Consider the following 11,436-nt stretch of genomic DNA (forward strand, 5'->3'; position numbering starts at 1 on the left):
ATCGACGGGTGCGTCTGCTGTTCGCCGGTACCCCGGAAGTCGCGTTGCCGTCGTTGGCGCGCCTCCTCGGCGGGGAGCACGAGGTCGTCGCCGTGCTGACCCGCCCCGACGCCCCGGCGGGCCGGGGCCGCCGCCTGGTGCCGAGCCCGGTGCGCCAGGCCGCGGAGTCGGCCGGCGTTGCCGTGCTCACTCCGGCCACGTTGCGCGACGCCGCGGTCCGTTCGGACCTCGAAGCACTCGACCTGGACCTGGGCGTCCTGGTGGCCTACGGCGGCCTCGTGCCCGCGGACCTGCTCGACCTGCCGCGGCACGGCTGGGTCAACCTGCACTTCTCCGTGCTCCCCGCGTGGCGCGGGGCCGCGCCCGTGCAGCACGCCCTGCTGCACGGCGACGAAGTCACGGGTGCGACGACCTTCCGGCTGAAGGCGGGTCCGGTGGACACCGGGCCGGTCTACGGCACCCTCACCGAGACGGTCCGTCCGCGCGACACCTCCGGGGACCTGCTGGGGCGTCTCGCCGACGCAGGTGCCGGACTGCTGGCGACCACGGTGGACGGCATCGCCGCGGGTGCTCTCGCGCCCCAGCCGCAGGGCGAGGACGGCGTGAGCCTCGCACCTCGGCTCACTGCGGACGACGCCCGCGTCCGCTGGGACCACCCCGCCATTGCGGTCGACCGGCGGGTCCGTGCCTGCACCCCGTCGCCCGGCGCCTGGACGACGGACCCGGCCGGTGAACGTCTCAAGGTCGGCCCCGTGCGGCCGCGCTCGGACGCAGAGCCGCTGGCACCCGGGGCGGTGTCCGTCGGGCGCCACGAGGTGCTGGTGGGCACCGCGACCGTCCCCGTGGAGCTCGGCGCGGTCGCGCCGGCGGGTCGACGCATGATGCCGGCGGCGGACTGGGCCCGCGGTGCACGGCTCACACCGGACACCCGCCTCGGTGGCGGCGAGCCGCAGGCCGACGCGTGAGCGACGGGCGCCGCGATGCGCGCGGCCGCGAGCGCGGCGCGGCCCGCGCGAGCCACCAGGGCCGCCGCAGCGGCCAGCGGCCGGCCGAGCGGGCGCGCTCGGGCGATCCTGCCCGCGAGGTGGCGTTCGACGTCCTGCGCGAGGTCGCGGCGGGCGACGCCTACGCGAACCTCGTCCTCCCGCCGCTGCTGCGGCGCCGTGGCATCCGCGGTCGCGACGCGGCCTTCGCGACCGAGCTGACCTATGGGACGCTCCGGCTGCGCGGTCGGTACGACGCCGTGCTCGCCATCGCCGCCGACCGGCCCGTGGCGGAGCTCGACCCTCCGCTGCTCGACGTGCTGCGACTCGGCGCTCACCAGGTGCTCGGGATGCGCGTCCCCGCGCACGCTGCGGTCTCCGAGACGGTCGCGCTGGCCAGGTCCCGCGTCGGCGCCGGGCCCGCCCAGCTCGTCAACGCGGTGCTCCGGCGGGTCGCCGACACGCCCGCCGAGGACTGGTGGGTGCGTCTGGGGGAGACCGGCGACGAGGTGGAGCGCCTCGCGGTCCTGCACTCGCACCCGGCCTGGGTGGTGCGCGGGCTTCGCCAGGCCCTGCTCGCCGACAGCCGTCCCGCGGAAGACCTACCGGCCCTGCTCGAAGCCGACAACGCCGCACCGGTCGTCACGCTCGTGGTCCGCCCGGGCCTCGCCGACCGTGACGCGGTTCTCGCGGCCCTCCCGGGAGCGGAGCCGGGACGGTGGGCACCCACCGCGATCCGGCTCGCCGGCGGCGACCCGCGGGACGCCCCGGGGATGCGCGACGGGTACGTCGCCGTCCAGGACGAAGGGAGCCAGCTCGTCACCCTCGCCCTGGCACGGGTGCCGCTCGAGGGTGGGCTCGGGGACACCGAGTGGCTCGACCTGTGCGCGGGGCCGGGTGGCAAGTCCGGACTCCTCGGAGCCCTCGCGGCGCAGCGCGGGGCGACCCTGGTGGCCAACGAGGTCCAGCCGCACCGGGCCGATCTCGTCCGCGCGACCGTGCGGGCCCTGCCGAACGTCGAGGTGCACGTCGGCGACGGCCGGGGCCTCGGTGCCGCAGAGCCCGGTCGGTTCGCCCGCGTGCTGGTGGACGCACCGTGCACGGGCCTGGGCGCCCTGCGTCGGCGCCCCGAGTCACGGTGGCGCCGCACGCCGTCGGACCTGGGGTTCCTCGGAGGGCTCCAGCGTGAGCTGCTCGCCTCGGCGCTCGACGCGGTCGCACCGGGCGGCGTCGTCGGGTACGTGACCTGCTCGCCGCACGTCGCCGAGACGAGGCTCGTGGTCGAGGACGTCGTGAAGCGGCGCGACGACGTGACGCTCCTGGACGCGACCGAGGCGCTGCGCGCCGTGGCCGGCGGACTGGACCTCGGCCCCGGCCCGCACGCCCAGCTGTGGCCGCACGTGCACGGGACCGACGCGATGCACCTCACGCTCCTGCGCCGGGCCTGAACCCGGCAGACTGTCGCCCATGGCCGTCCAGATCAGCCCGAGCATCCTGTCCGCCGACTTCGCCAACCTCGCCGCTGAGCTGGAACGCATCCGCGACGCGGACTGGGTGCACGTCGACGTGATGGACCAGCACTTCGTGCCCAACCTGACGCTCGGGCTGCCGGTCGTCGAGCGACTCGTCCAGGTCTCGCCGCTGCCGGTGGACGTCCACCTGATGATCGAGGACGCCGATCGATGGGCCCCGGGCTACGCCGAGACCGGTGCCTCGTCGGTGACCTTCCACGCCGAGGCCGCGCAGGCTCCGATCCGGCTCGCGCGCGAGCTCCGTGCTCGGGGCGCCCGGGCCGGCCTCGCGCTGCGGCCCGCAACGCCGGTCGAGCCCTACCTCGACCTGCTGGACGAGATCGACATGCTCCTCGTGATGACCGTCGAGCCCGGCTTCGGTGGCCAGTCCTTCCTTGACGCGATGCTCCCGAAGATCGCCACCGTGCGCAGGGTGATCGACGATCGTGGCCTGGACGTCTGGGTCCAGGTCGACGGCGGGATCTCGGCCGACACGGTCGCACGCGCAGCGGACGCCGGCGCGAACGTCATGGTTGCAGGGTCCGCCGTGTACGGCTCGCAGGACGCGGGCGCCCGCATCGCCGAGCTCCGCGACCTCGCCACCCGGCACCGCCACTGACGCTCGCCCGGGGCCGAGCCCCACGGGCCCCGGGTCGATCCGCTTCGGGGCCGTGCACGCGACCCGCCGGACGCGCCGTCGTGGTGTGGCACACTGATCACGAACGTGCTCCGGGGTCGGTGCAAGTCCGAACCGGCGGTGACAGTCCGCGACCCGACTCGTGCGGCCACTCGGCCGGGCGAGTCGGTTGACCTGGTGAAACTCCAGGACCGACGGTGAAAGTCCGGATGGGAGGAAGCACGTCGAGCTCGGTGCACCCGCGCGTGCACGTGTCTCGCGTCGTCCCCGGAGCCTGTGCCACTGGAACGACGGAGGACGAGCACCACAGATGGACCTCATCAGGAACCTCTACGCGGCCTACATCCAGATCGGTCCCTACCAGCTGCACTGGATGGAGATCATCGGCGTCACGTTCGGACTGGCTTCGGCCATCCTCGGGATGCGGCGCAAGGTGTGGGCCTGGCCGATCGGGATCGTCGGGAACCTCATCCTGTTCGCCGTCTACATCACGGTGACCTTCGACGCCGCGGACGGCCGGGCGCCGCTGTTCGGCCAGTCCGGCCGACAGATCTTCTTCATCGCGACCAGCGTCTACGGCTGGTGGCGGTGGAACCAGGTGCGCAGGCTCAACGACCACGGGTCCGACGCGCCGGCCATCGTGCCCCGCTGGGCGACGACGGGGGAGCGGGTGTTCCTCGTGGTCGGCTGGTTCGCCGGGATGGCCCTGTTCCAGCAGCTGTTCGCCTGGCTGGGGGCCGGCTGGCCCGCCCCGCGCTGGTACTTCTGGGCCGACGCGTGGATCTTCGTCGGGTCCTTCCTGGCCACCTACGCGATGGCCCGCGGCTGGAACGAGTTCTGGCTGGTCTGGATCGGCGTCGACCTGGTCGGCGTTCCGCTCCTCTACTACAACAACTTCGTCCCGACGGCCGTGCTCTACGCGTTCTACTCGATCTTCGTGATCTGGGGCTTCGTGGTGTGGCTCAAGGCCTCGCGCGAGGAGAAGCCGGACATCGAGCCCGAGGACGTCAAGGACACGGTCACCGCGTGACGGCGGACCGTCCCCGACGCCCGGGGTCTCGCACGTGGACGTGCGGTCCCCGGGCTCGGGGCTGCCTCTAGGCTGACGTCCGTGAAGACCTTCGAAGCGCTGTTCACCGAGCTCTCCGAGAAGGCCACGACCCGCCCCGAGGGGTCGGGCACGGTGCGCTGGCTCGACGCCGGGGTGCACACCATCGGCAAGAAGATCGTCGAGGAGGCCGCCGAGGTGTGGATGGCCGCCGAGCACGAGGGCGACGAGCGCACCGCCGAGGAGATCTCCCAGCTCCTCTACCACCTCCAGGTGCTCATGGTCGCGAAGGGGCTCAGCCTCGAGGACGTGTACGCCCACCTGTGACCGCTGTGGGCCTCGGGTGCGCGCGGTCGGCGCCCGGAGCTCCCTCCCGTCGGCACCGACCGCCGAGGAACCATGCTGCGCATCGCCGTCCCCAACAAGGGCTCGCTGTCCGAGCCCGCCGCCTCGATGCTCAAGGAGGCGGGCTACCACCAGCGCCGCGACGGGCGCGAGCTCGTGCTCGTCGACCCGGAGAACGACGTCGAGTTCTTCTACCTGCGCCCGCGGGACATCGCCGAGTACGTGGGCTCCGGCACGATCGACGCCGGGGTCACCGGGCGTGACCTGCTGCTCGACTCCGGCGCCGCTGCCGTGGAGCACATGGCCCTCGGCTTCGGCGGATCGACCTTCCGGTTCGCCGCCCGCCGCGACTCGGTCGCGAGCGTCTCGGAGATCGCCGGGCGCAGGGTTGCGACCTCCTACCCGGGTCTGGTCACGGCGCACCTCTCCGGCAAGGGCGTCGAGGCCACGGTCGTGCGGCTCGACGGGGCGGTCGAGTCCGCGGTACAGCTCGGGGTCGCCGACGTCGTCGCCGACGTCGTGGAGACCGGGTCGACGCTGCGGGCCGCAGGCCTGGAGATCTTCGGCGACCCGATCCTCCGCTCGGAGGCCGTGCTGATCGTCCCCGCCGGCCGCGAGGTCCCCGCGGCCGTGGAGGTCCTCACCCGGCGCCTCCAGGGCGTGCTCGTCGCGCAGCGCTACGTGCTGCTCGACTACGACGTGCCGAACACGCTCGTGGAGGCGGCGGTCGAGCTCACCCCGGGCCTCGAGTCCGCCACGGTCTCGCCGCTGCACAACTCCGAGTGGAGCGCCGTGCGCGCCATGGTGCTGCGCGACCAGACCAACGCGGTGATGGACGCGCTGTACGACCTCGGTGCGCGCGCGATCCTGGTGACCTCGATCCACGCGTGCCGGCTCTGAGGCGGCACGTGCACGACTGACCCGAGGGGCGAGCCCGTGGATGACCTGCACGCACCGTTCCGGCCCCGCCTTGCGCGACTCGTCGCGTGGGCGGTCGCGGTGGCGCTGCTCGTCTTCATGATCGGGATCGCGGTACTGCTCCCTGCTGCGGTGCCCACGGGCACCGTGGCCCTGGGCGACCGGATCGGGATCGCCGCCGTCGGGGTGCTCGCGGCCTGGTTCCTGTCCCGCCAGGCCACGGTGCGCGCGGTGCCGGAGGCCGACGGCCTGGTGGTTCGCAACCTGCTGGTCACCCGCAAGGTCGCGTGGGCCGAGATCGTCTCGGTCCGGTTCGGTCAGGGGCGGCCCTGGGTGCAGCTCGACCTTGCGGACGGTGACACCCTCGCGGTGATGGGCATCCAGTCGTCCGACGGACCGCGGGGCACCGTCGAGGCCAGCCGGCTGGCGACCCTGGTGGCACTGCACTCGGCGACCGACCAGGACGACTGAGCGCTCAGACCGCCGTGACCGCGTGCACCCCCGCAGCCGCCGCGGCGAGGAACGCCTCGGGGTCGTCGTCGAGCCCGCGGCCCATCGTGGACAGCCGGACGGGTGCGGCGGCCAGTGCGTCGCGGAGTCCCGACGGGGTGTCGATGTCGACCCGGCGATGCGGCGGGCACAGCGACCCGGCATCTGCGGCGACGCGGGCGAGGAACTGCGCCCGGGCCGGGTCGTCGGACACCGGCACCACGACGTCGGCGGGGTGCAGCGCGACCCGGCCGTAGGCGGTCAGGGAGTGGTGCGAGACGCCCTGGTGCCGCTCGCGCGGGTCGGCGGCGGAGACCCGGAGCGAGGCGATCGCGCGACCGCCGAGCGTGCCCGCGGCGTTCACGGCCTCGCCCGCCGCCACCCCGGAGAACCCCCACCGCGTGCCGGTCCCGAGGTTGCCGGGTCCCTGGGCGACGACGGCGAGGTCGGCATCGGCGACGTGCCGGGCGGCGAGCAGACCGGTGTGCACCGTGACGGCCTCGAGGTCGCCACCGAACGCCTGGCCGACCGTGACGGTCGTCGCGAGCCATCCCGCGGCACGAAGGTCCGCCACGGTGCGCGAGAACCAGGCCGGGAGCGCGCCGCCGTCGGTCATCACGTAGGCCACGCGCGGGGCGGGCCTCCCGTCCCGCGCCGCCGCCCACCGTGCCCCTGCCACGACCGCGGGCAGCGCCGAGTGCAGGTCCGCGACGACCACGGGCATGCCACCGAGCGAGTCGGCCTCGGCCAGCGCCGCGTGCTGGTCCGACTCCTGCTCGTCGACGCCGAGCACCATGGCCTGGAGCGGGGTGTACCGGGCCTTCACGAGGTGCCCCGGGCCGGGCGCCGGGTCGGGCGGCAGCCGATCGGGCAGGGCGACCACCAGCGCATAGCCGCCGGTGCCCAGCCCCCGGACCTGGGCCGAGACGTTGAGCAGGACACGATCGCCCTCGACCGGCTCGCCGACCAGGGTCGGGTAGGCGAGGCCGCGGAGGGTCTCACCGGCCGTCGCACCGCTCGTCCCGGCGGGGGCGGACTCCACCACGACGGTCAGCTCGACCGCTCCCGGCCACCGCCGACCGATCGACACGACCCGACCCGCGCGCCATGAGATCACCCCCGCAACCTACCGGCGCTAGCGTTGCCCGTGATGAGTGACGCCCTGCCCGCAGCCGAGCGGCTGCTCAACCTGGTCATCGCGCTGGTGAACACCACCGCGCCGATGTCCAAGGAACAGATCCGCGCCTCGGTCGCGGGGTACGACCACGCGCCGAGCAACGACGCGTTCGAACGGATGTTCGAGCGCGACAAGGAGATCCTGCGTGACCTCGGGGTGCCGGTACTCACCGTCACCGGGGCAGCGCACGGCGACGAGCAGGGGTACCGGGTCGACCCGGACGCCTACGCGCTGCCGCCGATGGAGCTGACGGCCGCTCAGCTCGGCGTCCTGGCCCTGGCCGCCGAGTTCTGGCAGGACCAGGTGCTGCGGGTCGATGCGGGACGGGCGCTCACCAAGCTGCGGGTGGTCGGATCGAGTCCGGCGGACCCGGACGCGGTGATCGGGCTCGCGCCGCGCATGCACCCGGCCGGTCCGGCCCTGGGACCGCTGCTGGACGCCGCGGCCGAGCGTCAGGCGGTCGGGTTCACGTACCGGGCGGCCAGCACGGGGGAGGTGCGCGAGCGGATCGTCGAGCCGTGGCGCCTGATCGCCGACCGTGGCGGCTGGTACCTCGTGGGCCTGGACCGCGACCGGGGCGCGCCGCGGGTCTTCCGGCTCAGCCGGATCGCCGGCCCGGTCGCCGCCGTGGGGGCACCGGGGGCCTTCGTGGTGCCCGACGACATCGACCCGCGTGCGCTGGTGGACGTCGCGCGCGAGGCGGAGTCCCGCACCGCGTGGCTGGCGATCGTCCCCGAGCGCGGTGGGGCGCTGCGGGCCCGCGCGCAGGACCTCTCCGGGGGCCCGGAGGCGCCGGACGGCTGGGACCTCGTCGCCGTGCCGTACACCCGCGCCAGCGACCTGGCCGACGAGATCGCGGCGTACACCGACGCCGTGGTGGTCCTGGAGCCCGCCTCGCTGCGCGAGTCGGTGCTCCGTCGGCTGCGGGATGCGGTCACCGCTGCGGCGCCGCTGCGGAGGAACGATGGCTGAGCGGACACCCGAGCGCCTGGTGCGCCTCCTCGGACTCGTCGCCTACCTCGACCGTCACCCCGGTGTCGAGGTCGACCAGGTCGCCGCCCAGTTCGACGTGAGCCCCGTGCAGGTGCTCCGCGACGTCGACACGCTCTGGATGTCCGGCACGCCCGGCTACTTCCCGGACGACCTGATCGACTTCGACGCCGACTCGCTGGACTCCGGAGTCCTGCGACTCACCCAGTCCCGAGGCATGGCGCGCGCGCTGCGCCTCGGCACGCGCGAGGCCGTCGCGCTCCTCGCCGCGCTGCGCGCTCTCGACGCCTCGGTCGGCGACGCGCTCGAGCCGGCCGAGCGCGCCGTGCTCACCTCGACCCTCGACGCCCTGACCCAGGCCACCGGTGACGCGGCCGCGACGGTGGACGTCCAGCTCACCGTCGACGGCGATCCCGCGGTGCTCGCCGCAGCCCGCACGGCGCTGCGCGAGCGGCGGCGGCTGCACCTGCGCTACGTCGACGCGGCGGACCGCGTCACCGAGCGGGACGTCGACCCGTGGCAGGTCGTCGCGGGCGACGAGCGCTCATACCTGCAGGCGTGGTGCCACGGGTCCGGCGGCGAGCGCCTGTTCCGGCTGGACCGCGTGCTCGCTGCCGAGGTGCTCGAGGCTCCCGCGACCACGAGACCGGCACCCCCCTCGGACGCCGCGTTCAAGCCGATGGCCGAGCACGCCGTGGTCCGGCTGTCGGTCGACGGACGGGCCCGTTGGGCGGCCGAGCAGCTCCCGACGGAGGAGATCGTCGAGGACGAGGACGGTTTCACGATGGAGCTGCGGGTCTCGTCGCCGGCCTGGTTGCGGGGCCTGGTCCTGCGGCTCGCCCCGTTCCTCCGGGACGTCGACCCACCCGAGGCGCTCCTCGACGCGGGCGACGCGGCCGGGCGCGCGCTGGACACCTACCGGCGCCTCGGCCTGACGCAGTGAGGCACGCCGTCACGCCCGGCCGGTAGGCGGTGCGACGCGCCGGGGCACTAGCCTGTGGGCGTGCTCTGGTTCACGGTCTGGACGGTGCTGGTCGTCGGCACCGTCGTCGGTGGCTTCTTCCTCGGGCGGCGGCTGTTCCGTTCCGGGCGGGCTCTGATGACCGAGCTCGAGCGCGCCCAGGAGGTCGCGGAGCGCCTCGAGGCCCGCACTGCCGAGCTCGCCGACACGGTCGCAGCGGCCAACCCGGTCGACCCGGTCAACCTGGACGACGTCGAGCGGGCGCGCGCCAAGCGCGCCGCCGCGGCCGAGGTGATGGCGCAGCGGGCGGCACGCCGTGCCGCCCGGCGTGAGGCGACGTTCCGCCGCTGGCAGAGCTTCTCCCGCTGACCACGCGCCCCGGCCAGGTGCCCTCAGCGGCCCGCTGCTCTCGTGATGGCAGTCCGCCGCCGCGGGGCTACCATGACGTCAGCCGGACGAAAGGGCGACATGCTGGCCAACCTGCGGGGATACGAGTGGCTCGTCATCCTGCTCATCGTCCTCATCCTGTTCGGCGCCTCGCGGCTGCCCGGACTCGCGCGCAGCATGGGAAAGTCGGCCCGGATCTTCAAGGACGAGGTCACCGGCAAGGGCAGCGCGGACGACGGGGACGACTCCGACGACGGTGAGCAGCCCAAGGCCTGAGGGAGCGCCCGCTCGCCGGCCACAGCGTCGCGCTCCGCGTGACCCCGAGCGGCGCATGCCTCTCATGGATCACGTACGCGAGCTGCGCAACCGCGCTCTTCTCGCGGCGGCCGGCCTGCTCGTCGGCGCGGTCGTCGGGTGGATCCTCTACCCGCCGCTCTTCGCAGCGCTGCAGCGCCCCGTCGTGGAGCTCGCCGACGAGCGTGGGTCGGAGGTGCTGCTGAACTTCCCCGGCATCGGTGCGCCCTTGGACGTGCAGCTGAAGGTCGCCCTCTTCGCGGGTGCGATCCTGTCCAGCCCGTGGTGGATCTACCAGCTCTGGGCGTTCGTCACTCCCGGGCTGACGAAGACCGAGCGACGGTACACGCTCGGTTTCGTCGGGGCGGCGGTGCCGTTGTTCCTGCTCGGTGCCGGGGTCGCCTGGGTCCTCATGCCGAAGGCCGTCGCGATCCTCACCGGATTCACGCCGACCGGCGCCGGGAACATCATCTCGGCGACCGACTACCTCGAGTTCGTCATGCGCATGGTCCTCGCGTTCGGCGTCGCCTTCCTGCTCCCGGTGCTCATGGTCGGGCTGACCGCGGCAGGGGTGGTCCGGGCCCGCACGTGGCTCGCCGGATGGCGCTGGGCGGTGCTGCTGTCCGCCGTGTTCGCCGCGATCGCCACGCCGACCGGTGACGCCCTCACCATGCTGACCCTCACCGTGCCGATGGTCGCGCTCTACTTCCTCGCGATCGGGATCGGAGCGCTCTTCGACCGCCGCCGCGCCCGGCGGATCGCCGCGGAGCCGGCGTGAGCGGCGCCCGGCTCGGCGTCGTGGTGAACCCCACGGCCGGCCACGGCCGAGGAGCCCGCCGCGGTGGCGACCTGCTGGCCGAGCTCGCCAAGCGGGGTCACGACCCGATCGACCTGACGGCGGAGAACATCGACCTGGCGCAGCGGCAGGCGCGCCAGGCGGTCGTCGACGGCCTGGACGCCCTGGTCGTCGTGGGCGGGGACGGCATGGTGCACCTCGGCGCGAACGTGGTCGCCGGCACGGATCTCCCGCTCGGTGTCGTCGCCGCCGGGAGCGGCAACGACGTCGCGCGCGCCGCACGTCTGCCGTTGCACGACGTCGGTGCGTCGATCCGGCGGATCGAGCAGGGCCTCGAGAACGGTGGGCGACCCGTCGACGCGGTACGCACCGGCGCGCCGGGCTACGAGGCGACCCGGTGGTACCTCGCGGTGCTCTCGGCCGGGCTCGACGCCGCGGTGAACGAGCGGGCGAACCAGCTCACCTGGCCGCGGGGCACGACCCGCTACGTCCGGGCGCTGGTCGCCGAGCTGACGAGGTTCCGGCCGTACGGGCTGCGGATCACGCTCGACGGTGAGGTCTGGGAGCAGTCGGTCACCCTGGTCGCGGTCGCGAACACCCGGTCGTTCGGTGGCGGGATGAACATCGCGCCGGACGCGACCTGGGACGACGGGCTGCTCGACGTGGTGATCGCCGGACCGCTCAGCCGCTCGGGTGTGCTCGGGCTCTTCCCGAAGGTGTACCCGGGCACGCACGTGAACCATCCGGCGTGCACCGTGGTCCGAGCGCGCAGCGTGCTCCTCGAACCGTCGCACGCCGGACCGCTGCCCCCGGCCGGGTACGCCGACGGCGAGCGGATCGGCCCGCTGCCGCTGGCCGCCGAGGTGGTGCCCGGAGCGGTCCGCCTGCTCGCCTAGGCTG

At 74.1% G+C, this 11,436-nt stretch carries 14 protein-coding genes and 1 riboswitch; of the genes, 13 read left to right on the forward strand and 1 reads right to left on the reverse strand.

The features are described from left to right. Positions 1–8 precede the first annotated feature (8 nt). The 7 genes from fmt (at position 9) to OEB99_RS09850 (ending at position 5,913) form a co-directional block, all read left to right on the forward strand. The gene (gene fmt / locus OEB99_RS09820) at positions 9–965 is read left to right on the forward strand and encodes a methionyl-tRNA formyltransferase (RefSeq protein WP_263509873.1); all 957 of its coding nucleotides are present in this window, start codon (positions 9–11) and stop codon (positions 963–965) included. Continuing rightward, the gene (locus tag OEB99_RS09825; RefSeq protein ID WP_263509874.1) at positions 962–2,431 is read left to right on the forward strand and encodes an RsmB/NOP family class I SAM-dependent RNA methyltransferase; all 1,470 of its coding nucleotides are present in this window, start codon (positions 962–964) and stop codon (positions 2,429–2,431) included. The genes fmt and OEB99_RS09825 overlap by 4 nt, the downstream gene beginning before the upstream one ends. Positions 2,432–2,450: 19 nt before the next feature. Next, positions 2,451–3,113: a ribulose-phosphate 3-epimerase gene (gene rpe, locus OEB99_RS09830; RefSeq protein ID WP_263509875.1), complete on the forward strand. Its 663-nt coding sequence runs from the start codon at positions 2,451–2,453 to the stop codon at positions 3,111–3,113. Between the two features lie 101 nt (positions 3,114–3,214). After that, positions 3,215–3,358: riboswitch (FMN riboswitch) on the forward strand. A gap of 83 nt (positions 3,359–3,441) precedes the next feature. Next, positions 3,442–4,161 (forward strand): nicotinamide mononucleotide transporter family protein, encoded by a 720-nt coding sequence (locus OEB99_RS09835; protein ID WP_263509876.1) that lies wholly within the window; start codon positions 3,442–3,444, stop codon positions 4,159–4,161. An 81-nt stretch (positions 4,162–4,242) separates the two neighbouring features. Further along, positions 4,243–4,506 (forward strand): phosphoribosyl-ATP diphosphatase, encoded by a 264-nt coding sequence (locus OEB99_RS09840; RefSeq protein ID WP_263509877.1) that lies wholly within the window; start codon positions 4,243–4,245, stop codon positions 4,504–4,506. Positions 4,507–4,578: 72 nt separating this feature from the next. After that, positions 4,579–5,424, forward strand: coding sequence for an ATP phosphoribosyltransferase (gene hisG, locus OEB99_RS09845; RefSeq protein ID WP_263509878.1), 846 nt, complete (start codon positions 4,579–4,581; stop codon positions 5,422–5,424). Between the two features lie 36 nt (positions 5,425–5,460). Next, positions 5,461–5,913: a PH domain-containing protein gene (locus OEB99_RS09850; protein WP_263509879.1), complete on the forward strand. Its 453-nt coding sequence runs from the start codon at positions 5,461–5,463 to the stop codon at positions 5,911–5,913. A gap of 4 nt (positions 5,914–5,917) precedes the next feature. Here the strand turns inward: OEB99_RS09850 and OEB99_RS09855 are convergent, their stop codons facing one another. Then, positions 5,918–7,048: a DUF3866 family protein gene (locus OEB99_RS09855; RefSeq protein ID WP_263509880.1), complete on the reverse strand. Its 1,131-nt coding sequence runs from the start codon at positions 7,046–7,048 to the stop codon at positions 5,918–5,920. 33 nt (positions 7,049–7,081) lie between these two features. Between OEB99_RS09855 and OEB99_RS09860 the strand changes: the two genes are divergently transcribed. The 6 genes from OEB99_RS09860 to OEB99_RS09885 all read left to right on the forward strand — a co-directional run bounded on the left by OEB99_RS09860 (position 7,082) and on the right by OEB99_RS09885 (position 11,432). Next, entirely contained in the window at positions 7,082–8,080 is a 999-nt protein-coding gene (locus tag OEB99_RS09860) for a helix-turn-helix transcriptional regulator (RefSeq protein ID WP_263509881.1), read from the forward strand. Continuing rightward, positions 8,073–9,041: a helix-turn-helix transcriptional regulator gene (locus OEB99_RS09865; RefSeq protein WP_263509882.1), complete on the forward strand. Its 969-nt coding sequence runs from the start codon at positions 8,073–8,075 to the stop codon at positions 9,039–9,041. Before OEB99_RS09860 ends, OEB99_RS09865 begins: the two co-directional genes overlap by 8 nt. A 60-nt stretch (positions 9,042–9,101) precedes the next feature. Next, positions 9,102–9,428 (forward strand): hypothetical protein, encoded by a 327-nt coding sequence (locus tag OEB99_RS09870; protein WP_263509883.1) that lies wholly within the window; start codon positions 9,102–9,104, stop codon positions 9,426–9,428. 72 nt (positions 9,429–9,500) lie between these two features. Continuing rightward, positions 9,501–9,722, forward strand: coding sequence for a twin-arginine translocase TatA/TatE family subunit (gene tatA, locus OEB99_RS09875; RefSeq protein WP_263509884.1), 222 nt, complete (start codon positions 9,501–9,503; stop codon positions 9,720–9,722). A gap of 64 nt (positions 9,723–9,786) precedes the next feature. Then, positions 9,787–10,518 (forward strand): twin-arginine translocase subunit TatC, encoded by a 732-nt coding sequence (gene tatC, locus OEB99_RS09880; protein WP_318011401.1) that lies wholly within the window; start codon positions 9,787–9,789, stop codon positions 10,516–10,518. Next, on the forward strand, positions 10,515–11,432 hold the full coding sequence (locus OEB99_RS09885) for a diacylglycerol/lipid kinase family protein (protein WP_263509886.1): 918 nt from the start codon (positions 10,515–10,517) through the stop codon (positions 11,430–11,432). Before tatC ends, OEB99_RS09885 begins: the two co-directional genes overlap by 4 nt. The last annotated feature ends 4 nt before the right edge of the window (positions 11,433–11,436 follow it).

The organism is Actinotalea endophytica (assembly GCF_025717005.1).
In the GTDB taxonomy this organism is placed as follows: Bacteria; Actinomycetota; Actinomycetes; order Actinomycetales; family Cellulomonadaceae; genus Actinotalea.